This is a genomic window from Scytonema sp. PCC 10023 (genome assembly GCF_963920835.1).
In the GTDB taxonomy this organism is placed as follows: Bacteria; Cyanobacteriota; Cyanobacteriia; order Cyanobacteriales; family Nostocaceae; genus Kalymmatonema.
Genome location: NZ_CAWUDP010000047.1, coordinates 34515 through 61124, shown reverse-complemented (window position 1 = coordinate 61124; position 26610 = coordinate 34515). Strand labels below are relative to the sequence as shown.

Annotated in this window: 23 protein-coding genes and 3 pseudogenes; 9 read left to right on the top strand and 17 right to left on the bottom strand. The window is 42.9% G+C overall.

Annotated elements, in window-relative coordinates:
- Positions 1–4 precede the first annotated feature (4 nt).
- The 3 genes from rppA to ACM0OZ_RS26165 all read right to left on the bottom strand — a co-directional run bounded on the left by rppA (position 5) and on the right by ACM0OZ_RS26165 (position 2517).
- Positions 5–712 carry a two-component system response regulator RppA gene (rppA, locus tag ACM0OZ_RS26175; protein ID WP_414585743.1) on the bottom strand — a complete coding sequence of 236 codons (708 nt, stop codon included), beginning with the start codon at positions 710–712 and terminating at the stop codon, positions 5–7.
- A gap of 291 nt (positions 713–1003) precedes the next feature.
- Positions 1004–2230: a PQQ-dependent sugar dehydrogenase gene (locus ACM0OZ_RS26170; RefSeq protein ID WP_414585742.1), complete on the bottom strand. Its 1227-nt coding sequence runs from the start codon at positions 2228–2230 to the stop codon at positions 1004–1006.
- A 143-nt stretch (positions 2231–2373) separates the two neighbouring features.
- A complete protein-coding gene (locus tag ACM0OZ_RS26165; RefSeq protein WP_414585741.1) occupies positions 2374–2517 on the bottom strand; it encodes a hypothetical protein in 144 nt (47 codons plus the stop codon).
- A gap of 203 nt (positions 2518–2720) precedes the next feature.
- Here ACM0OZ_RS26165 and ACM0OZ_RS26160 point away from each other — a divergent pair, with 203 nt between their 5' ends.
- The 3 genes from ACM0OZ_RS26160 (at position 2721) to ACM0OZ_RS26150 (ending at position 4627) form a co-directional block, all read left to right on the top strand.
- Positions 2721–3257 (top strand): hypothetical protein, encoded by a 537-nt coding sequence (locus ACM0OZ_RS26160; RefSeq protein ID WP_414585740.1) that lies wholly within the window; start codon positions 2721–2723, stop codon positions 3255–3257.
- A 113-nt stretch (positions 3258–3370) separates the two neighbouring features.
- Positions 3371–4048 (top strand): potassium channel family protein, encoded by a 678-nt coding sequence (locus ACM0OZ_RS26155; protein WP_414585739.1) that lies wholly within the window; start codon positions 3371–3373, stop codon positions 4046–4048.
- A gap of 9 nt (positions 4049–4057) precedes the next feature.
- Positions 4058–4627, top strand: coding sequence for a DUF3124 domain-containing protein (locus ACM0OZ_RS26150; RefSeq protein ID WP_414585738.1), 570 nt, complete (start codon positions 4058–4060; stop codon positions 4625–4627).
- 7 nt (positions 4628–4634) lie between these two features.
- Here ACM0OZ_RS26150 and ACM0OZ_RS26145 read toward each other — a convergent pair whose 3' ends face one another.
- Positions 4635–6188, bottom strand: a complete 1554-nt coding sequence (locus ACM0OZ_RS26145) for a cation:proton antiporter (RefSeq protein ID WP_414585737.1) — start codon at positions 6186–6188, stop codon at positions 4635–4637.
- 245 nt (positions 6189–6433) lie between these two features.
- A complete protein-coding gene (locus tag ACM0OZ_RS26140; RefSeq protein WP_414585767.1) occupies positions 6434–8005 on the bottom strand; it encodes a Na+/H+ antiporter in 1572 nt (523 codons plus the stop codon).
- 333 nt (positions 8006–8338) lie between these two features.
- On the opposite strand from ACM0OZ_RS26140, the gene ACM0OZ_RS26135 reads away from it, so the two are divergent.
- The gene (locus ACM0OZ_RS26135) at positions 8339–9982 is read left to right on the top strand and encodes an alpha-amylase family protein (RefSeq protein ID WP_414585736.1); all 1644 of its coding nucleotides are present in this window, start codon (positions 8339–8341) and stop codon (positions 9980–9982) included.
- A gap of 241 nt (positions 9983–10223) precedes the next feature.
- On the opposite strand, the gene ACM0OZ_RS26130 is transcribed toward ACM0OZ_RS26135, so the two are convergent.
- From ACM0OZ_RS26130 to ACM0OZ_RS26120, 3 genes and pseudogenes are all read right to left on the bottom strand, one after another.
- On the bottom strand, positions 10224–11639 hold the full coding sequence (locus ACM0OZ_RS26130) for a hypothetical protein (RefSeq protein WP_414585735.1): 1416 nt from the start codon (positions 11637–11639) through the stop codon (positions 10224–10226).
- A gap of 266 nt (positions 11640–11905) precedes the next feature.
- A pseudogene (locus ACM0OZ_RS26125) lies at positions 11906–12472 on the bottom strand (glycoside hydrolase 100 family protein); the annotation flags it as partial.
- 36 nt (positions 12473–12508) lie between these two features.
- A pseudogene (locus tag ACM0OZ_RS26120) lies at positions 12509–13728 on the bottom strand (RNA-guided endonuclease InsQ/TnpB family protein).
- An 84-nt stretch (positions 13729–13812) separates the two neighbouring features.
- Between ACM0OZ_RS26120 and tnpA the strand changes: the two are divergent.
- A pseudogene (tnpA, locus tag ACM0OZ_RS26115) lies at positions 13813–14217 on the top strand (IS200/IS605 family transposase).
- 156 nt (positions 14218–14373) lie between these two features.
- On the opposite strand, the gene ACM0OZ_RS26110 reads toward tnpA, so the two are convergent.
- The 3 genes from ACM0OZ_RS26110 to ACM0OZ_RS26100 all read right to left on the bottom strand — a co-directional run bounded on the left by ACM0OZ_RS26110 (position 14374) and on the right by ACM0OZ_RS26100 (position 17388).
- Positions 14374–15192, bottom strand: coding sequence for a superoxide dismutase (locus ACM0OZ_RS26110; RefSeq protein ID WP_414585734.1), 819 nt, complete (start codon positions 15190–15192; stop codon positions 14374–14376).
- A gap of 87 nt (positions 15193–15279) precedes the next feature.
- Positions 15280–15630, bottom strand: coding sequence for a phage holin family protein (locus ACM0OZ_RS26105; protein WP_414585733.1), 351 nt, complete (start codon positions 15628–15630; stop codon positions 15280–15282).
- A gap of 723 nt (positions 15631–16353) precedes the next feature.
- Complete coding sequence (locus ACM0OZ_RS26100) at positions 16354–17388, bottom strand: DUF389 domain-containing protein (RefSeq protein ID WP_414585732.1); 1035 nt, start codon at positions 17386–17388, stop codon at positions 16354–16356.
- Between the two features lie 313 nt (positions 17389–17701).
- Between ACM0OZ_RS26100 and ACM0OZ_RS26095 the strand changes: the two genes are divergently transcribed.
- Together ACM0OZ_RS26095 and ACM0OZ_RS26090 are read left to right on the top strand one after the other, a co-directional pair.
- The gene (locus ACM0OZ_RS26095) at positions 17702–18721 is read left to right on the top strand and encodes a mechanosensitive ion channel family protein (protein WP_414585731.1); all 1020 of its coding nucleotides are present in this window, start codon (positions 17702–17704) and stop codon (positions 18719–18721) included.
- Entirely contained in the window at positions 18702–20408 is a 1707-nt protein-coding gene (locus tag ACM0OZ_RS26090; protein WP_414585730.1) for a mechanosensitive ion channel family protein, read from the top strand. Before ACM0OZ_RS26095 ends, ACM0OZ_RS26090 begins: the two co-directional genes overlap by 20 nt.
- A gap of 48 nt (positions 20409–20456) precedes the next feature.
- Here the strand turns inward: ACM0OZ_RS26090 and ACM0OZ_RS26085 are convergent, their stop codons facing one another.
- Together ACM0OZ_RS26085 and ACM0OZ_RS26080 are read right to left on the bottom strand one after the other, a co-directional pair.
- Positions 20457–20630 carry a hypothetical protein gene (locus tag ACM0OZ_RS26085; protein WP_414585729.1) on the bottom strand — a complete coding sequence of 58 codons (174 nt, stop codon included), beginning with the start codon at positions 20628–20630 and terminating at the stop codon, positions 20457–20459.
- A gap of 142 nt (positions 20631–20772) precedes the next feature.
- A complete protein-coding gene (locus tag ACM0OZ_RS26080; RefSeq protein WP_096562046.1) occupies positions 20773–21042 on the bottom strand; it encodes a GlsB/YeaQ/YmgE family stress response membrane protein in 270 nt (89 codons plus the stop codon).
- A 443-nt stretch (positions 21043–21485) separates the two neighbouring features.
- On the opposite strand from ACM0OZ_RS26080, the gene ACM0OZ_RS26075 reads away from it, so the two are divergent.
- Complete coding sequence (locus ACM0OZ_RS26075) at positions 21486–21656, top strand: hypothetical protein (RefSeq protein ID WP_414585728.1); 171 nt, start codon at positions 21486–21488, stop codon at positions 21654–21656.
- A gap of 26 nt (positions 21657–21682) precedes the next feature.
- Here the strand turns inward: ACM0OZ_RS26075 and ACM0OZ_RS26070 are convergent, their stop codons facing one another.
- From ACM0OZ_RS26070 to ACM0OZ_RS26055, 4 genes are all read right to left on the bottom strand, one after another.
- Positions 21683–22057, bottom strand: a complete 375-nt coding sequence (locus ACM0OZ_RS26070; protein WP_414585727.1) for a hypothetical protein — start codon at positions 22055–22057, stop codon at positions 21683–21685.
- A gap of 160 nt (positions 22058–22217) precedes the next feature.
- On the bottom strand, positions 22218–22841 hold the full coding sequence (locus ACM0OZ_RS26065; RefSeq protein ID WP_414585726.1) for a CAP domain-containing protein: 624 nt from the start codon (positions 22839–22841) through the stop codon (positions 22218–22220).
- A 20-nt stretch (positions 22842–22861) separates the two neighbouring features.
- Positions 22862–23239 (bottom strand): sensory rhodopsin transducer, encoded by a 378-nt coding sequence (locus tag ACM0OZ_RS26060; RefSeq protein WP_414585725.1) that lies wholly within the window; start codon positions 23237–23239, stop codon positions 22862–22864.
- Entirely contained in the window at positions 23236–24063 is an 828-nt protein-coding gene (locus ACM0OZ_RS26055; protein WP_414585724.1) for a bacteriorhodopsin, read from the bottom strand. Before ACM0OZ_RS26055 ends, ACM0OZ_RS26060 begins: the two co-directional genes overlap by 4 nt.
- 1169 nt (positions 24064–25232) lie before the next feature.
- Between ACM0OZ_RS26055 and ACM0OZ_RS26050 the strand changes: the two genes are divergently transcribed.
- Complete coding sequence (locus ACM0OZ_RS26050) at positions 25233–26261, top strand: AI-2E family transporter (protein WP_414585723.1); 1029 nt, start codon at positions 25233–25235, stop codon at positions 26259–26261.
- Positions 26262–26610 lie beyond the last annotated feature (349 nt).

The window sequence follows — 26610 nt, the reverse complement described above, 5'->3', positions numbered from 1 at the left end:
GCATTCAAAATACTTTCCAAGAGCCCACTCTCCCACTCTCCTCAGGAGGTTTGAGGCTATAACCCATGCCGTAGACGGTTTTAATCCAATCTTCTGCACCAACTAACTGCAACCGATGCCGCAACTTACGTACCAGTACAGTTAAAGCATTGCTTTCGGGTTCCATACCCCACTCCCACAATGCTTCTTCTATTTGATTGCGAGTTAAAATCTGATTGGGGTGACGCATCAAATACTCTAGTAGTTGAGCCTCGCGCGGCGATAATTCCACACTAACCTCACCCCGTTCCACCTTTAACATAGTTAGGTGCAGTTGTAAATCCGCCATGCGGAGGGTTTCTCCCTGGAATTGAGGCGATCGCCGCGCCAAAGCACGTACCCGCGCTAAAAGTTCCACCAAATCCGCAGGTTTGACCAGATAATCATCAGCCCCAGCATCTAAACCTGTGACTTTATCTGGGGTAGTATCCTTAGCAGTAAGCATCAGTACAGGTGCGGTTTTACCTGCTTGGCGATACTGACGACACAAACTCAACCCGCTGATTGTCGGCAACATCCAATCCAAAATCAACAGGTCATACTCTTTTTGAGACATTAGCCATTGTGCCATTTCCCCGTCTTCAACACCATCGACAATGTAGCCAGCTTCCGACAGCAAACCCTGCAATGGCTCTAATTGTTCGATGTCGTCTTCTACAACTAAGATACGCATAAGCCGTTTTGGTGACCCGTGTTTGCTATAGAACCGCTTTGCTTATGATAGAAAAGCCTAAGACTTCCCACTTCTTCCAGCAGTTAGATTATCTTGAGGTAGTGAGCATGACGTACCAGCCGCTAGCACGTTTAACAATCCGAACCTTACTGGCTAGAAAAATTCCTACAACCCAAACAATATGATGAGCAGATAAATACCAGCCTAAGAGACCGTAAGCTAGCCAAAGCAACACAAGGGAGAACTAAGGAAATTTGCTGAAACCAACGTTCATAACAATTTTCTGTCCTTTTATCGGGTGATGCGGAGGATTTTGTCCTGCTGTGGCGGGCAATTTCCGCGCCCGTCGCAGTTACTGGTTGTGACATATAATTCGCCATCCGGTCCCATGATTGCCTCTCTCAGTCGCCCCTGTTTACCTTGCAAGTACACCTCATGCAACTGGACTTGTTGGGGTGACTTTGGATTGAAGGCGACACGGTGCAGGTGTTGGGAGCGGAGGGTAGCAATAATTAAGCTGCCTTTCCACTCAGAAATCGCATTTCCTGTATAAATTGCTGCGCCGCCTGGAGGTAAAGCTTGACGCCAGACGATGGACGGAGTAACAAGTCCTTCCCTTGATTCGCAACGGTAGATGGTGGGCCAGCCCAGGTTGTCGCCTGCTCTTGCTACACTAACTTTATCGTGACCGCTTCTGCCCAATTCACCACTGGGACCGTGGTCTGTTACCCATAGGATTGATGGATCAGCCCAATCAAACCCCTGAGTGTTGCGAATACCAGTAATATATACGGGATTTTTCGGGAACGGATTGTCTTGCGGCACTTGTCCGTCAGGCGTCACGCGCAGAATTTTACCTGCAAGGCTATTAACATCCTGGGAACTTTGGGGGTTTCTGGCATCGCCAGTCCCAATGTAGAGCATTCCATCAGGACCAAAGCGGATGCGGCCACCGTTATGATATTGCGCTACAGGAATATCGTCGAGAATTATTCTATCTGGGGAGGCACTGAGTCCATTCTGGGATAGTCGCCATCGTTCAACGCGATTGACCTGCGACCCATTTTTGTCAGTGGTGTAGTACACGTAGAAAAGTCGGTTTTGGGCAAAGTTTGGATGAGTCGCAATGCCAAGTAAACCATCTTCGCCACTATCTGTAACATCAATGGTGGCTACTGGCTTTTGGACAAGTTTACCACCCCGCACGAGGCGAACCCGTCCAGGTCGTTCAGTGACTAACATATCTTGATTTGGCAGAAAAGCAATTCCCCAAGGAACTTCAAGACCTGTTACCACTTCTTGGGCCCGCACCTTTACTCGTCCTTGTGAACCGAAGTTATCTTGCACTAAAGTACACGCTTGATTCTTGGTAGAAGTTTGTTGACTGGCTTGTTGAGTTGTTTCTGTTTGTTGATTGTTAGCGTTTGCGGATTCAGATGTTGGTAAGGTGCAAGAAGAAATTCCCAAGCATACCATGCCAACAAGTAATTTTGCTGCAAGTATTCTTGTCAGGTTCATGATAATTTTCTCCAAAAAATTGCTGCTTGCATGGTCTTTGAAATAGCTAAATAATTAATTTCCCTAGTTCTAGGATTTGTTGCGAATTTGCTAGGGATGCAGTTGACGGCTTGACTATGTAGTCACCATGAATACCATTAATTCTATAGATATTTTGTCTGTCGCTGAGTTTTATAACCTCTATCCACAGACCTGACTTGAAAAAAGGCAGAAGGGAAGACAGGTTTTTTCATCCGTTCTGGTGTACGGAAGTACATGATGGCTACTTGGAAATTAGGCGCTTTCACTTTTTGGTCACATTTATTGTCAACACTGGTGACACATTAAACCTCTTGCAAAAGCCAATTTTGTGAAAAAACCACAGATGGACACAGATAATTTATCTGCGTGCATCTGCGGTTATAAGTATCCATGAATCATACTTTTGCAAGAAGTCTATTAGACAATGGCAATAGCCTTGTAAGTTCGTCAGAATTTATTGAGAGGTAAAATGGTTTCCAATCAACTCCAGCACGCCGTTGGTATATTTCTTAGCCGTAGAAGTGTGCTACAGGCGCTCAACGAATTGAGCAGTAGTGGCTTTCCAATGAAGAAAGTTTCTATTATCACTAAAAAAACCAAAATCGATGAGCAATCTGATGATGTTGACATGAGTGAACCTGCTCTCACTTCATCTGAAGGTGCAGTTGCGGGTGCAATGGCTGGTGCTACGACAGGAGGTTCACTTGCCTTAGTTGGGGGTTTGGCTGCTTTGCTAATTCCTGGAATTGGTCTGGCGCTAGCAGCAGAATCTATTTTACTCATCCTTGTAGGCACTGGAGCGAGTGCAGCAGCTGGCGGTCTTGTTGGCGCACTACAGGGTTGGTTTGTTCCTGAAAAAATCGCCCAACTGTATAATGAGCGAGTCTTCCAAGGCGATTATTTGATGACGCTAGAAGGCACAAAGGAAGATATTCGTCATGCTGAACCTGTTTTAAACCGCTGTGGTATTCAGGAGTGGCGCGTTTTTGACATTCCTACAAATTGAAGCAATTGAGTATTAAATTGATAACGATGCTCTACCAGCTAAACAAGCTACTTACGTACCTAACTTCCTTTGTTTAAAGTAAAATAATAAATCAAAGAACATCAGGAGTTACCATGTACGTGCTAATTGGTGGAGCAGGTTTGGTAGGGCTATGTTTAGCACAGAAATTGGTAGAACTAGGACATACCATAGGTGTGATTGACATTGACCCTAACGCTTGTCGTTATGCCCGCGAACAAGTGGGAGCAATGGCTTTTGAAGGCAGTGCTGTCAGTACAGAAGTGTTGTTAGAAGCTGGGATTCGTAAAGCTGATGCCCTAGCAGCCGTTCTCCAGGATGATGCTTTAAACTTAGCAATGGTAACTCTCGCCAGACACTACGGTGTTCCCCATATTCTGTCTCGGATGCGCCACCCCGATTTTGTGGAACCGCTGCGTTTAGCTGGAGCTAATCATATTATCAGTACCGTCGATCTGGCAGTTTCAACAATGGTGAATTCTATTGAGTATCCGCAAGTAGAATCAATGATGCATTTTGAGCAGGGACAGATTGAGGTTTTAAAACTTTCCATCTCAAACAATTGCTATGTTGTCGGTCGTAGCGTTGCCGAAATTGCTCAGGATTCCCGGTTTCCTACTGGCTCTTTAATAATTGGCTATCAACCCCATCCCCACGAGGATTTGATGATTCCTAATGGCAGTACAGTACTCGAACCCGATTCAACTGTGTTGATTGTGACTAAACCAGGGTCGTTACATCAAGTCATTGATTTTATCGAAGGTTGTAAATGATTAATTTAAATGAAGCTATATCCGCTTTTTTATTCAGCGATCGCTGTTATTGTACTGACATCCTGCACATCGCCAGAGAAGCCACCGCCAAAAGCTGAGACTAATCAGGTCTCTCAATCTCAAAAGGTGGTAATTTTGGATGAAAATTTCAAGACAGTGACGGGTCAAACTATTTATGTCCCTGTCTACTCGCACATCTATCATGGGGATGGGAAAAGGATTTTCAATTTAGCGGCTACTCTCAGTATTCGTAATACTGATTTGACCAACCCTATCATCATTTCTTCTGTGCGCTACTATGACTCAAATGGGAAATTAATTAAACAGTATTTGGAACGCCCGGTTCAACTTGCTGCCCTAGCTTCTACGGATTTTGTTGTAGATAGAACTGACACTAGTGGAGGTTCAGGGGCTAACTTTATTGTGGAGTGGGTAGCTCAAACAAAAGTTTCTGAGCCTCTGGTTGAAGCAGTGATGATTGGTACTGACTTGCAACAAGGAATTTCCTGGCTCAGCCCTGGCAAAGTTATTAAAAGTCAAAATAATGACAAGCGCTCATCTTCTGTACAGGGTTCTTGAAAAGCGACTAATCATCATCTAGTCTCAGCAGTTGCTCGTCAATCTTTTGTATCCGCCCTCGGACAATTTCTTCTGAGAGGATTCGCTTACGCATTGCCTCATTAAGCGCTGCTTTCTCTGCTAGCAATAAACGACGACGAATAGCATCGAGTTTTGTGTGTTCGCCTCTGTTTTCGTCAAACTCATTCGGGCGGCGATTATAGAATTCCCGCAGCGTCCTTTCTGCTGCTGCCACTTGTACCTGATAAGCAGAACGCATCTCCTCATAGACAGATTTTGGCAACACCCCTGACTTCAACAGGCTGTCTAATTCATCTTGTGCTGCTTTACCTGCCATCAGCTGGGCTTGCAATTCTTCAACCTGCTGCTGAGCGTCTGAAAATTTAGATAATTTTAAGCGTTTTACCAGCCAGGGCAAGCTTAACCCCTGACCTACCAATGATACCAGCACACTACCGAAGACTAAAGCGATGAGACCCTCTCGCCCCGGCAGTGTGGTGGGTAAACTCAACGCCAAAGCCATTGAGAGCGAACCTTTGATGTTGCCTAAAAAGAGTAAATGTTGCCAGCGCAATGGAATTGGGCGGTCAAACCAACGAACCCCTGCTAGCAGCGGATAGACCGTAAGAACTCGCGCTGCTTGATACGCCAAAACTGCAAGTAGAATTCCAGGTAAAGCCCTCCAGAGCGTTACCAGGTCTATTTCTACACCAATCAGTAGAAAAATAAAGGTGTTGACAGTAAAACTGGCATATTCCCAGAAACTCAACAAGGTAATGCGACTAGAAGCAGAAGTATTGCGAGAAAGCCCAAAATTGCCGAAAATTAATCCAGCTATAACTACAGCCACAGCACCTGATACACCGAGAAATTGCCCAACCTGAAAAGTTCCTAATGCAACTGCGACAGTTAGTAAGAGACTGCTAAGGGGATCATCTAAACGGGCGAATACAGGTATGCTCAAGTAGCCCAAGACTAACCCCACGACGCAGCCTCCTAGAGCGATAAATAGGAGCTGTTGGATTCCCTGTAGTAACGTGAGCGAACCTGTCGAATAGACTTGCAAAATCAGGTTGAACGAAACTAGGGCAGCGGCATCATTGAATAAGGTTTCTCCTTCAACGATGGTGGAAAGCCGGGAGGGCACCCGTATCTCCTTAAAGACGGCAATCATTGAAACCGTATCAGTGTTTGCTAGAATGACTCCTACAAATAGAGCGGGTATCCAAGTCAGTCCCAGCCCAAATTTCAATAGGACGGCAATAATAGCACTAGAAAACACAGCCCCTGGACCAGCTAGGAGGGCAATTGGTTTAAACGTGCTTCGTAGGCGACTGATATCTGTATTGATACCAGCTTCAAATATTAAAATCGGTAGAAAAAGATTCAAAACAAGGGTTGGATCTAAACCAATGGGACGAGAGAACAGCTCAGTGATCGGCAAACCTGCCAACACTAAACCTGTAACGTAGGGAACACGAAGCCGCCGCGTTAGCAGAGCAACGCCGGTGGCTAGGAGCAGGAGAATAATTGAAACAGTGACTAAGGAAGCAACATCCACTTTGGTTTTGGAAAGTTATTTTGACTTCTGCGATAAACGTTGCCAAAAAGGTGTACAAGTGTCAAAAAAATTTTTGTCACACTTGATGGAGAGTGTTTGAGCCATTGTTATAATATATTGTTTTTGAAGAAAATATTGGATTGACGACCTGTCTAATTTTTACCCTGCAAAGTTCCCTAGTACTGTTGAAATCCCTACTGGAACCGACGCCGGATATCGGCGCTTTTTGGGCGATTGTTCCAAAGCTATAGGGTAGCGTCGCCTTCTGGAAAATCTTCCTGGAGAAAAGGAGACAATTCCTGATTCAGCCGACCTGCTTTAACAAATTCAGCGTAGGTGTCTGCCTCAATCGACAGCAGTTCTCTCCGCAGCTGTTCAGCCGTAAAGCTCCGCAAATTAGGATACTCATTTTGTAGTTGGTCAATCTCTTGTTGCAAACGGTTCAACTCCCCTTTGACCAGCGTTTCCTGGTAGCGGTAAAACTCTGGTTCAACACCCGGACGTTCCTCTACTTGATTGAGGTATTGCAGAACACGATTGAGCGCAGCCAAACGCGCGATCGCTTCCGAATATCTCTGACGCAGAGGTTGATCCCCCAAAAGATTGAGTTTCTCCAACAAAGGTTTAACACTCAATCCCTGCACTAACAAAGTAAACAACACCACCCCAAAAACTGTGGCGATGATTTCCTCGCGCCCAGGCAGGATAGCAGGTATACTCAATGCCAGAGCAATGGAAACTGAACCTCGTAATCCGCCCCACCACAGTACCGTTTGGTCCTGTAAGGGAATCGACGAGTTAACGAGGCGATTACTTAGGCTGCTTAGAGCGTAGATAGCGATCGCCCGTGTCAAAATCACCGCTCCCACGGTCACGGCAATAATTCCCAAGTTTTCTCCTAGAATGGCAAAGTGGATCTGATCGCCAATCAGCAGAAACACAATGGAGTTGACAAAAAACGCCAGAAACTCCCAAAACTCAGTCACAATAATTCGGGTGCGCGGGTTCATACCGATGCGAGAGCCAAAGTTACCTAGAATTAAGCCTGTGGTAACTACCCCAATCACTCCCGAACCCCCCAAATCCTCGGTAATAAGATAAGTGCCGTAGGCAGAAACCAGAGTTAATGATTGCTCTACCAATGGCAAATCGAACCGCTGAGTTAGATAGGAAATACCAAAACCAATGAAACCGCCGACAGCAATACCAATACCAACAACTGAAAACAATTGAACTAAAATCGACTGAATCCCCAAGTTAGCAGTACCTAAGGGAAGCGCCACCAAAAAACTGAAGGCAACTACCGCCATACCGTCGTTAAACAGGCTTTCACCTTCCATCAACGTTGTCAGACGGCTTCCCACACCTAGTTCTCGAAATAACGCTGTCACAGAAACCGGATCAGTAGCAGATAAACTTGCCCCAACTAGCATTGCCGTAGTTAACGACATTCCAGTAAGTTGATTTAACCCCAAGGCGATTCCTAAAATCGAAATCACTACCCCAAGCACCGCATACAAGCAGATGGGAACTAAATCTCGCTTCAAGCCCGGCCATTTCAAATTCCATGCCGCTTCAAATAAGAGTGGTGGTAAAAAAATTGACAGAATCAACTCCGGAGAAAGATTCACGAGGCGGACATCGACAAAAGCCAAACCTAAGCCGACAATTACCAACAACAAGGTATAGGGAATCTGGCGAAACCAGCTAAAAATCTGCGGCAGCGTTGCCACACTTAGAGATACTGAGAGTACCAAAAGAAATTGCTTCAGATTGTCTTCAATGATGGCGGAAGATTGCACCGACTCAAGCGCCATAACAATTCTAGGCTCCTTATTTGCCACATCAAACGGATTGTCCTCAATTATGCGGTACTGAGGATATGTAATTCACTTAGTACAGGATTGCACAATATGGTAACGTTATGGATTTATGAGAAGCTGTACTAAGGAAACTTTCTGCTAGAAACTCGCTTGAGTTCAAGTGCTGCATCGCTGTCACTTTTTAGTCACATTGATTTCCAAGACTGGAAACATCAAGAAACTTTTACAGGTTGACAAAGCGGTTCTATATTACCTTTTTAACTTATGAGTTAATCAGGTTCAACGCCAAAGGTTTCCTGTACACACAACTCCTCCACGGTATTCTCTATGTTGGACCTCTGGTACAAAAACGCTGTCTTGTACTGCATTGATGTCGAAACCTACATGGACGCCAATGGCGATGGTGTCGGTGACTTTGAGGGACTGACTCAGCGACTAGACTACATCGCTGGGTTGGGAATTACCTGCATTTGGCTCATGCCATTTTATCCTACTCCCAACAAAGACAACGGGTATGACGTGATGGATTACTACAACGTTGATCCCCGTTTAGGTACGCTTGGGGATTTCGTTGAATTTACACGTCAGGCGTATGAACGCGGTATCCGCATTATCGTTGACCTGGTAATCAACCACACTTCTGACCAGCACCCTTGGTTTCAAGCAGCTTGCAAGGATGAAAATTCAAAGTACCGGAATTATTATGTGTGGTCGAAACAGAAGCCTGAAGACATAGAGGAAGGAATCGTTTTCCCAGGTTTTCAGAAAAGTACATGGACTTACAACGAAGAAGCGGGAGCCTACTATGCTCACCGATTTTATGACCACCAAGCCGATCTAAATCTTACCAACCCGCAGGTGCGTCAGGAAATCCAGAAAGTCATGGGCTTTTGGCTTGCTCTAGGTGTATCTGGCTTCCGGGTCGATGCAGCTCAGTTTTTAATTGAAATACGGGAGAGTAAAACCCAACTTAATGTCGATAGTCTTTACCTTTACTTCAAGGAGATACGAAATTTCCTCTCGTGGCGACGTGGGGATGCGATTTTGCTAGCAGAGGTCAATGTCTCGGTAGATAAACTCTCACCATATTTTGGGGACGGAGACAAGATGCAAATGCTCTTCAATTTTTTTGTTAATCAGCACTTGTTTCTTGCTCTCGTCCAAGAAAAGGCTGCTCCACTGATTGAAGCATTGAAATCACTACCGAATATTCCTGAAATTGGTCAGTGGGCGAACTTCATCCGCAACCATGATGAACTGACCCTTGATAAACTTTCCGACGCCCAACAAGACGAGATTGCAGATGCATTTGCACCGGATAGAGAGCAGATGTGGATTTTCGACCGGGGTATCCGCCGTCGCTTCGCCCCGATGGTTGATGGTGACCCGCGTCGCCTGCGGCTTGCTTACAGCCTGATGTTGACCTTACCTGGTACCCCTGTGATCAATTATGGTGAGGAACTTGGAATGGGCGATGACTTGTCCCTAGAAGAACGCAAGCCAGCTCGCACGCCAATGCAGTGGTCAAGTCAGGCGAATGCAGGCTTCTCAACAGCACCTCCCGAACAACTGGTACTTCCCGTAGTTCAGCAAGGGAAATTCAGCTACAAGCACTTGAATGTTCTTGAGCAGCGTCGTGACCCCAAATCGCTCCTCAACTGGATGGAACGCGCAATCCGGATGCGTAAGGAATGCCCAGAGTTTGGCTGGGGGAAATACGAAATCATCAGTACAGACAATCCTTGCATTTTTGCACACCGTTGTGAGTGGCACAGTGGTGTTGTCATCGCCGTGCATAATTTAGCCAGTGAGGCTTGTACTGTAACACTTGAGCTAGAAGAAGGCGACGGGGAACGCCTGATAGATTTACTTGGAGACCAGCCCTACGAAGCTATAGACGGCACTTCGCACAATATCCAACTTGAGGGCTATGGCTATCGTTGGTTTCGTGTCGGCTGTCAGCATCTCTAGGCGACAAAATTGTTGTAAATTTTATTCCAAATCCAAGAAGAAAAGAAAGAGAGGGAATCTCACGAATCATATTATGTCCGATTAAATAACCTTACTAAATTTGTAGTGAGGAATGCGCGTCCTCTTGAGCGAAAACTAAGGACTGAAGTCCTTACTACATACAAGTTTTATTACGGGTAATTTGCCGGACTTGATATCATTTAGGATTGCTATATTAACAATCAACCTTTTCAAGGAGGTACTAACCCAAGATAGTAGCTTGGTAGCGCAAATTTTCAGCTTCCTCCACAACTTTTTCCATTCCGCCTTCGGCAATCTTTTTAACGTAATTAATTTTTACTTCCTCTAGCATATCCACCAGCCAAGATTGAATTTCTTGCAGGTTATGCGTCTTTTGTAACTCTTGTTCTAAGGAATATCTAAAGTTTGTTATGAGATTATCAGTTAGTTTGGCACTCACTGGGTCTTCTAGAGTTTTTATTAAGCTGCTATAAACTCTTTGAGACATATCTTTAGTTAAATTTTCTGTAATTTGGGTGGGTAATTGACTCAAGCCAGGTATATTTTGTATTTGTTGATATATTGGAGATTCGTTAAGAGTACTTTCAATAGTGTGACGCACTAAAGCTTCTAAATCCGGTTGGACTTGAGGTAAAACATCATAAACACTGATGTTGAATAAGCGAGTAGCTATAGCTTCTATTTCGTTAGCGTTATTTACCTGAACATAAGGACGGCGCGTTTCAGGATGAAATAACCAACGTGCTAAATCACCCCGACGAATCGCATCTTGCATTTGGTCAATTATTTGAATCCCTACCATTTCAGTGAGTTCCCCAGCAAAACTAACCGCAAAATCATGGTTCAATTGCGCTCGTAGTAGTTCAAGATTTAATAAATGAGCTTGGTAAAGACGAATAATGACTGGAATAACGCGCAACCATCGCCAGAAGGGAAGTAACAAAAATAAATCGTACCAACGCCGTAGCATAGCTTCTAGCCAGTTCAAGTTGGGATTGCGGCGACTGATATAAAAAGTACGCGACAGATATTCTAGGGCAAAAATAATGACAAACGGTAAATCAATCAGCCAGAAAAAATTGACAAAGTTACCGACTTTGTCAATACCTCTATAGTAATTAGTTTCAATGAGAGGTCGAATTTGAGAATCGAAAAAATTGATTTCTGATTGCCAACGCTGCTGCGACAGATAAGTTTGACTCCAAAAAGTGGCAAAGGCAGCCCTAGCAGATTGTTCATGAGTACGCAAGCGTATTTCATTTTTGATTTTTGCTAAGGTACCACTTTTATTTGCAACGTCAAAAGGATTATCCTCAATTATTTGACTGCTGAGAACACGCAATTCACTAAGCAAACTTGCTGCTTGGGGTGACTGCAATCCAGTTTGCAAAACCTCTTCTTGCAATTCGTTTACCTTGTGGAGATAGTTTTGTGTCTCTGGATGGGGTTCAATGCCCTTAACTGGGTCATAGATTCGAGTTAAAGGTGGCAAGGCTTGCAAGTAAAAATCACGCAAAGCCACATAGGTCAAGTCAAAAAAGACTAGACTCAAGTTCATGAGTGTCAGGATGGCAATGCATCGTTCAAACCAGCGGTTACGACGCAGAGGTGTTCTTAGGACTACTGTTGATGTCATGTGAAAAAGTTGAGTTATTATTAGGCTTCTTGCAAAAGTAGATTGATGAATGTTTAGAACCACAGATGCACCCAGATAAATCATCTGTGTTAATCTGTGTGCATCTGTGGTTTCATTTTCATAAATTTGACTTCTGATAATACCAATTCTCTATGAAGGTACATATTATTTTTACCCCTCCTAACCTCCCCGATGCGTTGGGGAGGTGCCGCAGGCGGTGGGGTTCTTTCTATGCATCTTCATATGGAAACGGTATAAGAGGTTTATTATTCAAAATCAAAAGATAGTAATTCTAAATGGCTCGGATTTGAGATTAGCTCTTTTGCTACTAAGTAACCACCAATAGTCCAGGTTTGATATATCCTTGCTTCTTTGCCAATCAATCGACCGTTCTTACCATCGTAGTATTCTGGCCATTTATCCTCCATTAAACGAGTTTCAGCAATCTCAATAGCTTTGTGAGCAAGCTCTAGACGATTTGTTTTTTGAGCCGCAGCTGCTAGTAGCCAGAGTAAAACTGGCCAATTACCACCATTATGATACGACCAAGGGATATTTTTTGGATCGCATCCTGTGACGATTCTCCACTCCATACCTTCGAGTGCTAGAAAACAAATTTTCATGGGCATATATCCCACCAAATCACTCCAGCGTTGCTCAATTAAATTCATAATGCTCTGAGATTCCTGCTCGCTTGCCAGAGAGGTGATAATTGCCATCATATTCCCGACAGTGAAAAAGCGAAAATCCATACGCCCTGGTCCGAGATTACCTGCTAGATAACCGCCAGTGTCTGGAAGCCATTCAGTCAACCAAGTAGGAATTGAATTAGCTTGACACTCCCCTGGCTGAACAAATTTCGCTGTCGCTCATTTGTTCGTAAAGCCAGGGGATTCTGTAATCAACGTCGCAACTTGCTCTACCAGGTTTGCACCAAGTAGCGTATAGGTTCCGACTCCTACAGCGTTACTTCGGGATTGCCCAACACTCACGCTTGTTTTCCAAGATTCAGAATATTTATCGCTGCATTCACATCTCTTTGCAACTCACAGCCACAGGCACATTTATGGGTACGAGTTGAAAGAGATTTTTTCACAATTGTTCCGCAATTACTACATTCTTGAGAAGTCATTCTAGGATTGACAGCTACAACTGTGGTTCCAAATTTAGCAGCAAAATATTCCAACCAATGACGAAATAGTGTCCAAGCCACATCATTAATGGACTTGGCAAGACAGTAGTTTCGTACCATGCCTTTGACATTCAAGTTTTCATAGGCGACTAAAGCGTTAGCCTTGCATACGTTACGCGCAATTCTCTTTGCGTGTTCATTCCGTTGCCTACTTACTCTTAAATGCTTCTTGGCATATCTCTGTCTAGCTATTCGTCGTTGATTTTTATTTTTCTCCTTTTTATATATTTGACGTTGAGCGTGCTTAATAGATTTTTCGGCTTTCCTCAGAAACCTTGGATTTTCTTCATGATGACCATTGGAATCAGAGTAGAAATATTCTAAACCGACATCAATTCCTAACTCACCATCACCTGTTCTTTCTTCAGGTTTAACCTCGATATCAACTGCAAATTGGCAGTAATATCCATCAGCTTTCCGAACCAATAGAACCCGTTTTATGGACTTAACAGGATAGGTGTGAATATCCCATTTTCCTAACAACTTAACTTCCCCAATACCTTTTTTATCGGTAAAAGTGATACGTCGCTTTGTAGGATGTAGTGACCATCCTGAAGTTTTGTATTCAACTGAACGATTATCTTTTTGAAATCTTGGCAAACCTTTTTTGCCTGGTTTTTTAGACTTGCAATTGTCGTAGAATCTGGCAATAGACAGCCATGCTCTTTCAGTTGCAGCCTGACAAGCCATTGAATTCAAATGTTTAACAAATCCAAACTCTTTACGCAGTGCTGTTGAATAGTTGTTCAAAGCAATCTTGTCTATTTTTTGTTCTTTCGGTGCATCCATCCAGTAACGAATAGCTTTATTTCTAATAAACTGAGTCGTCCTGACAGCTTCATTAATAGCTCGATACTGTTGTTGCTTACCTTTCACTTTGTACTCTAGTACTAGCACTGCGTTATCACCTCCTTATTGTTTATTGCTTATGTATAAAATACAATATTTTTAAACAAAAGAACAAGAGCTAATTGTAAAGATATGACAAATTTTGAACCCGATGAGTACAGGCATGAAGGTAATGCTGTATCTCTTCTTAACTATCACTTTGTATGGATACCAAAGCGTAGAAAGAAAGTGTTAGTAGGTGCTATTGCTGAAAGACTACAACAGATTATTTGCGAAGTATGTCACGAAAATAGGTGGAAAATTATAGCTATGGAAATTATGCCTGATCATGTACATTTATTTGTAAATGCAAAACCATGCGACGACCCTAGTAAAATCATCCGGTTGATTAAAGGTCGTGCATCATCATATTTAAGAAAAGAGTTCCCAGAATTGCTTAAGCTTCCTACTTTGTAGACGCCGAGTTATTTTGTTAGTACTGCTGGTAATATTTCTACTGAAGCGGTCAAAAATTATATTGCACAGCAACGAGAATAACGTCACAGTAGGCTTTAGCCTACGTCGTGGTTTTCATCCCCGGCTTAAAAGCACGGGGTTTTCAACCTACCCTTTATAACAAGATACGCCCCTATCCAAGATGCCCCTATGACCACAGGATTTTTTATCAACAAACTTCTCACTGGCGCGTACCTCCTAACTTTGCCGTTGTGATGAAACTTGCGCTCGCCTGTTGACTTCTGACCAGTTGACAACATTCCACCAATTCTCTAAATACTCAGCGCGGCGGTTCTGGTATCTAAGGTAATATGCGTGTTCCCACACGTCATTACCCATAATTGGATACAAACCTTCCATAATTGGGCTGTCTTGATTTGGTGTTGTTGTAATTTGCAGTTGTCCTTGGGGGTTACGTACTAACCAAACCCAACCACTACCGAAACGATCGCCTCCCGCTTCATCAAACTGTTTCTTAAATGCATCAAAACTACCAAAGGTCTGATTGATTTCTGTGGCGATCGCCCCCGTTGGTTGCCCACCTCCCTGAGGGCTCATAATTTGCCAGAAAATCGTGTGGTTAAGGTGCCCGCCACCGTTATTGCGTACCGTTGTCCGAATGTCTTCAGGTACGCTGTCTAGGTCGCGCAGCAAAGCTTCAACGCTTCTGTTCTGCAAGTCAGGATGCTCTTTCAAAGCCTCGTTGAGGTTGTTGACATATGCTGCATGATGCCTGTCATGATGCAGTTTCATGGTTTCTGCATCAATCGCTTTGCCTAGTGCGCCATAGTCATATGGCAATGGTGGTAGCTGTGCGGGGGAAGCACTCAAGCCCTTGTCAAGATAGGCTACGGGGGAAGAAGTAGCGGGGGTTTGTGTCACTACAGGTGTCGCTGTGGGAGTCTCTGCGGGAGATGGTGACTCTGCTACTGGTGTTGGTTGACAAGAAGCTAACAGGATAAACAGAGCGGTTCCCATTAGTAAATAGCTGATTCGTTGTCGCAAAAATTTTCTCATGAACTCTAACTTCTAAGGGAATATTGTCTACAAATCTTATGCTTTTTATCATTAGACATCTAGGAATGCTTCTCTATTCTTTGTTGATTAAGCAATTGGTGCCACAAGTCTCAAGAGGATGGAGTTAATAATTGCCAAAGCAATTGAACCAATTAGAGCGCTCCAAATCCCCCACCGTAAGCTAAATCCTGGTACTAAATACGCAGCTAAAGCAAAGATGATTGCATTCAAAATAAAGAAGAATAAACCCAAAGTAACGATAATAAAGGGAAAGGTAAAAAAGGTCAAAATGGGAAGCAGAATAGCATTCAAAATTCCGAAAACTGCAGCAGAAATCAATGCTTTGCCAAAACCGTCAATTTGCACTCCAATTGGCAATCTAGCAATAATCAAAAAACTGACAGCAGTGACTAGCCAAGTCCAAATCAGTCCAGCCATAATAAAAACTCCCTATTGGCAATAAGCTTTTGTGGGTACATTATTAAAGGTAATAAAGAGTCAAGAGCCAAGAGCTAACTTTAATCACTCTAGACTTTTGACTCTCAAGGAGTGACCAATTGTTTTCTATTTTGAGTATCGACGATAAATGTGAATAGAAAGTGACAGCAACGAGGACACGGAGAATATCTCAACCTCTGCGCGTCAGATACGTATCATGGTTTCCGCCGCGTTTTATGCTACTTACTTTCACCGATATATGACACTTATATGGCACTCAATAAATTACGCCGTTGGTATCGTCTATAAACAATAGCAAACCATCGGGTGCGATCGCCCGCAAGGGCTCGGCTCCCTTTGGGAGCATCGCCTATGGGGGGCACTTCGTGCCAATGCCCAAAGCGCGCGCACTCGCGTTCGTGCGCAGCGCACTCACTGCCCGAACGCGAGTGCGTGTCCGCAGGACTTACGCCGCAGGCGTGCCCACGGTGAGGGACATAGGGCGATCGCCCACTTCTAGATCAACTCTTTAAAATGAAAAATAAATCATGTACCTTGGGGCATAGAACAAATTAGATACTTATAAAAGTTAACAAAAAGTGAATGTCTTCATAAAAATATTTTTCATAATTAAAAGTAAACATCTTTTATAGAAGATTAGATTAAGAAACGCTTTACACAACCTACTATAGTTAAGAATGGCTGAGTGTAATTTTCAGACATCTACTTAAATTCGGAATTATCCGGGGTTTCGCGCCTAACTTCCTCTATTTGACCAACTTGAAAAATCAAAATGAAGGGCTGACCCATTTCTTTTTTTAAAAATTCTTCTAAAAGCATCACTTGTCTTGGTGTGACAGGTTCCCTAGTGCGAACATTCAAACGGACTTCCGGCGGATTGGTTAACCAATTCACATCACTATCTAGTAATATCACTCGTTGAAAGGTAATAGTTCGATTTAGTAGAGCTCTTTTTAGACTGGCTTCAAGCCGGGCTTGCCTAACCAGCTGGAAAAAGCTAACTCCTAAAGGAATGAGAAGTACCGCTGTAAATGCTAGTGTCCAACCTAGAGCTTTACGCGCACGGTGCAGTGGAGTACAACCGGTGAGCAAAAAAGTCAGCATACAAGAAAGGGTAATTCCCAGCAAATTTGTCAGATAAAGTAAGGTTGCACCAATACTGAGCGACCAATTTGCTTGTGATAAACCCAAACCCACAACACATATCGGTGGCATAAGAGCAACAGCAATGGCAGTACCAGCCAGAGAACCTGAAATTTTTGGCTTAACTTTAGCAAAACCACTAATTCCTCCAGCTGCCACTGCAATTCCTAAGTCTAGTAAATTAGGTTTAGAACGGCTAATAATTTCGCTGCCAAATTCTGGAAGCCCTACAAAATAACCAACTAACAAAGCTAAAGTGATTGCCAAGGCTGTTCCTACTACAATTGCACTTAAACCTTTGCGGAAGAGAACAACATCGCCTTCTAAAGCTCCAAATGCTAACCCTCGAATTGGTAACATCAAAGGAGCAACTATCATAGCACCGATAATGACAGCGGCACTATTAGAAAGTAATCCTAAGGTGGCAATGACACACGAGCCTAAAATCAACACGACATAATTTATATCTATAGTTGATTCTTCTAAGAGTCCGCTTCGTATTTCCTCTATTTCATGCGGCGCAACTCTTTTGTTTTTTAAATTATTGAAACGATGGCGAATATTATTGATGTTTCGCAAAATACTATCCCTCATTCACGAAAAAGCCTGTAGACGAAAATTGAGGAATTATGTTGCAACCCCTCTATCGATTCCCTCAAAACTCTTGTTGTTTTTTGGGTATTTATTCATATTTTGAAATTTTCTCCATCTAGCCAGAGTTATAACATTAAAATGATTGAATTTTCTTGACAAGAGCCAAAGCAGATCATGCCATAACAAACTGGATAAAAGTTATGCTGCGTTAGAAAAATTTGTGTATTGCTGCAATATATGACTGACCTTAGGCAGAAATTATTTTTAAAATTTTCTATTAATATAAGCACCATCTCCCTAGGAAAAAGGTGTAATGAATTTTCAGGAATCAGTATCAGCAGTATGGGTAAAACTTCAGAAAATGCTAGATAGTTTCATCATCATGCTGCCTAATATTGTATTGGCATTGCTCGTCTTTGCGTTATTTTGGTTCGCGGGTAGGATAGTTCGGTTTGCTGTCAGACGCCTAACTCGAAGGTATCGCCATGCACGTAATCTGGGGCTGATTCTCGGACGTTTGGCGCAGGGGGCTATCATCTTACTGGGTTTATTTATAGCTTTATCGATTGTCCTTCCAACATTCCAAGCAGGAGATTTAGTTCAACTCTTAGGTATCAGTGGTGTAGCAATTGGTTTTGCCTTCCGTGACATTTTGCAAAACTTTTTGGCTGGTATCCTAATTCTTTTAACTGAACCGTTCCAAATCGATGACCAAATTATCTTTAAAACCTTTGAGGGAACGGTAGAAAACATTCAGACACGTGCTACAACAATCAGAACATACGATGGTCGCCGCATCGTAATTCCCAATGCGGAACTATTTACAAATTCGGTCACTGTGAATACTGCCTTTGAGAACCGCCGCTTGGAGTATGATGTTGGCATTGGTTACGGCGACAATATTGAACGGGCAAAGGAGTTGATTCTCCAAGCAATGCATAGTGTAGATGTGGTCTTGAAAGACCCCGCTCCTGACGTGCTGGTGATGGAACTTGCTGAAAGTACAGTCAATATCCGTGCCCGGTGGTGGATTGCTCCCCCGCGACGGGCAGATAGTCTCGACTCACGGGATCAGGTTCTGACTGCTATCAAAAATAAGCTGACAGCCAACGGCATTGACTTGCCCTTCCCAACGACACAAATTTTGTTCCACGATCAGACAGAAGAAACAGATGGGAATCGCTCACGTCAGCGTGAAGGATGGCCCGCAGGATCGGGTGAAGTGCCAAAACCAGTAAGAATCAGTGATGCTCTTATGAAGCTTGCCGATATGCGAGCACAAAGAGACAATGGGAAAGCAGAAGGTAACGGTAATGCTCGCAAATTGGAATAAGAAGACTTGGTTTCCAAACTCCCGCGAGGTTTTTATGAGTCGCTTTCGTCGCTTTCGCATTATTATCATCATTTCTGCCATTGCTTTGATGGTTGTATTGACATGGTTTTCAACGAGTCAAATGTCAGTACAAGCGCAAGGGCGACCGACATCTGTGATTACACTGGATGGTCGTCGGCTATTTGAAGTCAGTGAATCTGGGCAATTTAGCGCTGAAAATCGCGCGGCTGATGCCAAATTGATTTTAAAGGCAGCAATCCGCTCGACTGAACCAGCAAAGGTGGAGATTGTAGAAAGTAATGAATTACCCGTGATTCAGGTAAATGGTCGTCACTTGCTAACGGTAACCCAACAAGACACTCCTCCTGGTAGAACAAAGCAGGAACAGGCTCAAATCTGGGTGCAACAAATCACTGAGGCTATTTCGCAAGGTCAACAAGAACGAAGGTTAAGTTATCTATGGAAAGCGATATTATTTGCAGTTTTATCCGTGTTGGGTGCAGTTGCTCTCCATCTAGTTTTGGGTCGGATTTGGCGCTCTTGGCTACGCAGACTCGTTCCTAGGGAAGCGAATGACCCTGATACGGGAGCGCAACCTAAGGGTATTGAATTATTTCTACAATTGACGCTCTCCTTAGTGCGTGCTGGATTATGGTTAGGAACGCTTATTTACATTACAGACTTATTTCCGTTAACGCGCGAGTGGAGTCAGGGCATTGCTAATATTCTTTGGATGAGTCTGACATCACCAGTCATTTCTCTAGGGGAAAAGTCTTATTCAGTCATCAATATCATTATCCTAATTGCCCTATTTTTTGGATTAGTGGCTGTTGCAGGAGCAGTTACGAATTTATTGCGATCGCGTATATTACGCATTACTAGTGTTAGCCGAGGTGTTCAAGAATCCATAGCCGTTATTATCAACTACAGTTTAATATTTATTGGTACAGTCGTTCTGTTGCAAGTTTGGGGCTTGGACATCAGTTCCCTGGCAATAGTAGCGAGTGTTTTGGGTGTGGCAATTGGGTTTGGCTTGCAGGGAATTGCCAAGGAATTGGTGAGCGGTTTAGTCATCACCTTTGAGCGCTCTATCGAAATCGGGGACTTTGTGCAAATTGGGGAATTTATGGGAACGGTGGAGCGATTAACTGCCCGCAGCACTCATATCCGTACTTTAGATGACATAACGGTGATTGTGCCAAATTCTCGTTTATTAGATAAGGAGGTGGTGAATTGGAGCCATCGTAGCCCTGTGTCTCGGCTAGTATTACCCGTGCGTGTAGCTTATGGTTCAAGTTTGAGTACCGTGCGTTCTGCCCTGCTAGAGGCGGCAAAAGATAATCCTGATGTTTTAAAAAAACCAGCACCTAAAGTTTGGTTTAAAGCCTTTGATGAAGATTCTTTAAATTTTCAGTTATTAGTTTGGATCTCACAACCTCGCAAGCAGTTTCAAATCAAGAGCGACCTCTACTTTCAAATTGAAGAAATTCTGCGGCATCGTCATGTTCAGATTCCCTTTCCGCAACGCTCCCTCCATTTGCAGTCAGGAAGTCTTCCTTTGGAACTTTCACCCACGTTAGAAAAGTCTTTGTCTCAACTTTCTGAAGTTTTGACCGCTTGGCTGAAAAATCAGTCGCAAAGTGATAACTTGAATGGTTCGACGAAATCATCAAAGGAACGACACTGAAAAAATCAGTTCTTATTGCCTCAGATATTCTTACCCTTCGGGTATCTCCTATGGCAAGAAATTAGGTTCGGTGACTCGTTCATCCTGAGCAGCGACGGGAATTGATGATGTCATCGCAATCGTAACGGGAGCAATCAGAAGAGAGAATAATAGGATTCCCTGCACAATGATGTGTGCTAATTTATCGAAGTGTATCTTGATTCTTTTCTCAGTTCTGCCCATCGCTGTTCTAATACTTTAGTGACTGTCTTCACCTCTTGCTGATTCAATTTGGGTGTATATCAAAAAGCCTCTGCTAAGTGGCAGCTTTACCTGTTCTATGCTTCAAGACGTATCTATCAGCCTCTCAACAGAGGCTATTAGTTTAGTAGGCTCTGCGGGTAAACGTGTAGTAAAGCCACAGACCAATCATGGCTCCAATAACCGAGACGATAATGCCCCCGATGCTCAATCCTGCTGAGGTCAAGGCTAACGTTCCTGTGGTCAGCAAGGTGTACACGCTTCCACCAATGAAGGCACCAACAATTCCTAGGATCAGTGTTCCCAGAATACTGCCCCCCTGATGCCCGGGATAAATCATTTTCGCGATCGCACCTGCAATCACACCTAAGATGATCCAAGCAAGAATATTCATAAGTTTCCTCCATTAACAACATCTTTTGTTAAGCGCACTGAAAATCCAATCAGTAATACTAATTCTCTGTAACAAGGCGCTTAATAATTACCCCCGCCTTTGGCGTCCCCCCTTACCAAGGGGGGACTACAGGGGGGTCGAATTAAGCTCAACTTCATAGACAATTGGTATAACTCTGCCTGTTTTCGTCATCAAGCGAAAATTAGACTTCCTCTTCAAGCAAAACTGAATAAGTGCGTCCTTTTACCTGTTTATAGAATATCAATTAGTCGAGACGATTTTACTCTATCTGAAGTAACAAAAACTCTTTAAAAAATATGAGTAAAAAAACCTCTCAAAAACTACAATTAAATGACGCTTAGACGTTATTTATAATAACTAAAAATTAGGTATAGTAGCAATTAAAAACGAGAATTTGATTATAGGTTCAAAGGAATAGCACTATGAAAACCAAAGTTTACAGGACTTTTACAGCGTTCAAGTTATCGCAATTGAAAAAGCTGATAACTGCTCGATATCTGGAAGATTGCCTGAACTTTCTCCAAGGCATCACTCAGATTAAGAAGAATTCAGTTGTCAGAATGCAGAACTCAGCTTGGGCATCGCATAAATAAATTTAGGGGATTTAAATAAGGACGCCTTAAAACTTCATTCCAAACAAATCAAAGAAATAGAGAATCGCAAACCCCGTAAAGAAAATCCCCGACACAATCATGAAGATAAACGAGAATAAGCCAGGTTGCATGGTTTTAGGAAGTTGCTGCCGATTGACGAAAAGAGTCAAAAATACAACAACAGGGTTGTGGATGACGGTGACTATACCGCCCCAGGAAAGAATTTCTACCGGGTCACGCACTATAAAAAAGACAATGAGCGGTAAAATTGTTACTGCCCAAATTGCATAAGCATTCGTGAGCCATTTTCTATTTGTAAGGTTTGAGAATATCCACTGCTGAAGATTGTTGCCGTTGTTATCATGCTCTGCTTGCAAGTTTTGGATTTGCGGCTCGAACAAAATCAGCGTGCAATCAGCAAATAGTCTCCCCCAGGGGAATAAGATCGGATTTCTTTGCGTTCCCTGAGTCTTGGCATAGTTAAAGTTTCCAAGGAATCATTTTTTGCTTATCTGCTCAAAGTTGGAGAGCACATCTCACCCTCTTTTTGGAAGAGGTCTATTAAGGTCGTAAATACAACTGTGTAATGTAGTAGGTATCGCCAGCTCGCCAAACTCCCACACCCGTTTGTGTGAAAACGGGACGCAGAATATTCTCCCGATATTCTGGACTTTTCAACCAACTCTCCACCGCTACATTTCCTGGTTGCGAAATATTCGTCGGACTTTTGAACAAATTCTCACCCACAACCCAAAAGGGGACTCTCCCAACACGTACTCGTTGATTAGCGGTACTGCCATCTGCCCCGGTGTGGCTGAAGAAGTTTTTTTCAGCCATCTGCCAACTGTAGTTCCGGGCAAGCTGCGCTAGTGTTTCATTGTCTTGCAAAGGTCTCAGACCGTTTTGTTGACGCACTTGGTTGACGCGTTGTCGGACTGCTGCCTCAATTTCGGCGCTTTCGGAGGTTTGGGCAGGAACTGGGGGCGTAGGAGGTTTGCGTAATGGTATCTCAATTCTGGGCTTGGGTGGCAAATATGAAATCACTCGGTCACACCCCGTTACCAGGAGTGCGAATGCAGCCCCAAAAGCCCAAATTATCCCTTGTAATTGGGGTTGACACTTGTGCCTCAAATCAAAAGCAGGTAAGTCAATCCTCTGTTCTCGAACCGCCCGTTGGATCTTCATCTATTTCTACGTTCCTCTATTTAATTGCTGGCGTAAGCAATAGTACTGAGGAGAGAGTTTTCCGCCTGCCGTGAGTCCAGTCGGGTATGTTGCACTACAATAGGCACGTCCGATGTAATCACGCTAGCAAAATCAGTATCATGAGGGATCGGTTCCGGTTCTGTCAGGTTGTTGAAACGGATATGCTTTGTACGTCGGGCAGGAACTGTCAGTCGGTAGGGACCAACAGGTTCCTTGTCACTGTAAAAAATCGTAATTTCCACATGGGCATCAGAGTCGCCAGCATTGAGAATGCATACAGTTTCATGACTGGTGAACTGAGGTTCTGGACCGTTGCTGTAGGCGGGGATGTATCCTTCAGCAATTGCCCAAGCTTTACATCCAATTGACTGATTCATTGAAAATCTCCTGGTAAATATCGCACTTTTCTTTCTGATGGTTTTCGCCGTTGCCTCCAAGGAATAACTCTGCTTGCCAAGATACTGAAAGTACTGCCAGTAACTTCAGCAGTTGTTTGCTCCCTAGTATCATGCAAACTGCGTAAGCCATGTAAATCTAGAAAGCTGAAACCTACCTTCGAGAAGAAAGGAAGCAAACAGAACAGGAGGGTATCAGTTGTTTGGTTAATCCAACCAAAGCCACTTGGACCAATGATCCAAACAATGGGATAGCAAATCCAAAACGTTGTAAAGTAGGTGCACAGCTTGTCATAAAGTTCTGATAGTTGCCGCCCTTGACTTCTCGTTTTAGCGCGTAAGGGTCCCCAAATTCCCCATAGAATAATCAAAAAGGGAACGACACCATTGATGTACCACAGATATCTTACCCAAGGCACTGTGGATAGGTCAGCAACTAAGCCACTGGCAATCACAATCACCTGTGTACCCATCAGGGAAGCGATTAATATCCAGTCTTTTTTGGCAAGATAATGCATTGCGGTCAAGGACAGTGCCAACAGTAACAACGGTGTGGTCACAATCCAGTCAATGTAGCGAGCGAAATGGGTAATCTGACCAGCGACTGCAATCTTTCCCTGCTCTAAATCACCTTGTGGTAATACCATCGACAAGTAAGCTAATCCTGACCAGATAGGTATTAAGGTAGCAATCAGATACTCGTATTTAGGAACACCACGAGGATTTCTACTGAGCGACATAAAGTGAGTAGCACCAAGCGCCATACCTGCAATGTAGAGCCAATGAAAAATCTCCTGCCAATCCATACTCACCTCTAACCGAGTAAATTTACGTAAGCAGATAGGTACTTTTTTTCAGATTAAACAGTTGACGTTTTGAAATAGAAAGGATTTCTATTTCGTTATTTCTAACGTTAAAAATAAATGTGATTAAAAAGTGACAGCGATGAGCAAGAGTCCAACTTGAGCAAACGCCAACCAATGAGAAGTCAACACAATAGGGGGAGAGGGAGGACAGGGAGATGGTGGGATAAGAGGAAAAACCTTCGTGTCTCCTTGTCCCGGAGTCCTCGTATCCTCTTTTGATATGCTGAAACCTCTGTTGAATAGAATTGCTGCGTTGCTGTCACTTTCTATTCACATTTGTTTCGCACATTGGATGTAGATGAAAAATTTATGATTGTTTAACAATCAGTTGAGGAGCTTTAGTTCTGATTTTACCCTGACAGTGCTAGTGTCTTACATTTAACAACACGGCACTGATAAATGACTTTGAAGCAAGAGGTAAATGATATGCATATTAATCGAATTTTGAGACAATATGTAACCGAGGAAAGGAATTCTCTTCTTTCCAGTCTAAGCGAGACAAACTTGGTTAGAACAAGCTTGAGAGCAGAAAATTTGGATGGGGAACAACTAAGTGTAGAACATTTCAATGGGGCAATACCCTTCGATCCAGCAGTGCTTTTGGCTCCTATTTTCTTTCTAGCAATGGCTGGACTCGTTATTTTTCATAAGCGAAAGCTCTCACGTCAAGTTCATACACATCAAGTTCATAGGCTAAATAGTTTACATAAACTTCCTTGTCAAAAATGTCGTTTTTTTTCAAACAACAATTATCTCAAATGTACGGTACACCCTTCCACTGTTCTAACAAAAGAAGCAATCAATTGCCGCGACTATCATCCCCTAAATAAAAAAAGTATTCGCTTTTCTAGGATTTACGGTAATAAGCAAAACTAATTTGTTTGCAAAAATTCGCTGGTCTAACGAGTAGATTTTTCATAAGGTTGTCCAGTGTTTTCCAGTTGTAATGAAGAGGAAGTTTGCACCAAACTAGTTTTGAAAGAAAGCTGGTTGCTGTCACTTTTTATTCACAATTGTTGCTCATACTCAAGACATCAGTATCCAGGAGCGATTGCGCAAAGCACAGACGCCGGCGTATCGCTCGCCTTACCAATCGGAGTCGAACACATGTGAAACTTGGTCAATGGGTTGGCTTACTAGCCTTGATCGCTTCTGTATATATCCTTTGGCAGATTAAACAACTGATTTTGCTTTTGTTTACGGCGGTAGTCTTAGCAACCGCTTTAAATCAATTGGTTCTACAATTACAAAAATTACGCATCAAGCGTTCTTGGGCTGTTTTGCTAAGTATCTTTATATTACTAGCATTTTTCATTGGCTTTTTCTGGCTGATAGTACCTCCTTTTACGGCTCAGTTTCGAGATCTTATAGCACTTCTACCTACAGGTATATCACGGATTCAAGATTGGATAAATTATCTAGAAAACCGCTTTGGAGGAGAGTACCTAGATTTACCCAACATTAATAACTTAGTTCAACAAATCCAACCTTTCGCAATGCAGTTATTTGAGAGGTCTGTTAACTTATTAACGACTTCTATTACCGCTTCTTTAGAATTTTTATTTGTGGTAATATTAACACTTATGCTGTTGGCAGACCCTCAGCCCTATCGCAAATCATTTATACGATTATTTCCCTCGTTTTACCGCAAACGAGTTGACGAAATTCTTTCGCGCTGTGCAACTGCTTTGGGAAGTTGGACAGTAGGGGCTTTGATTGAAATGGTTTTTATTGCTGCTTTAAGTGGAATTGGTTTGTGGATTTTGCAAGTGCCACTGGCATTAGCCCATGCTGTTTTGGCAGGCTTACTCAATTTTATTCCCAATATTGGACCGACTTTGAGTGTAGTATTTCCAATGGCGATCGCTCTGCTAGATCAACCTTGGAAAGCTGGAGTCGTTTTAATTCTGTATATCGTTATTCAGAATATTGAGAGTTATTGGTTAACTCCTACCATCATGGCAAAACAGGTAGCGTTATTACCCGCTGTCACCCTAACTGCACAAATATTTTTTGCCACTTTTTTTGGAGCCTTGGGGTTATTAATGGCGATACCATTGGCTGTGATTGCTAAAACTTGGTTAGAAGAAGTTTTATTTAAAGATGTTTTGGACAAATGGCATAATGCTTCTTTGTAAAAACTCTCTTAAATTGAATCATTCTTGACTATTGCTCTATTTTCAATTTATCACTTTCAAGAAAATAATTATCATACAATCAATAACAGTTATAAGCCTGGTGTATATTGAATCATCAAAGGTGTCAATTTTATCCAGAAAAATTATTCGTTATTGTACCGATTCTCGTTTGCTAGAAACTCTGTGAAATGAAATGACTAAATTGTTGTCACTTTCTAATCACATTTGTCTCTCAAACTAGATGTATATTATTTCACGATACTGTACAACCAGTATAGGAGCAGACTTGCTTACCTACCCTATAAGAGTGAGGACGCATACATAGGCGTGCCTCTACAAAAACTAAACT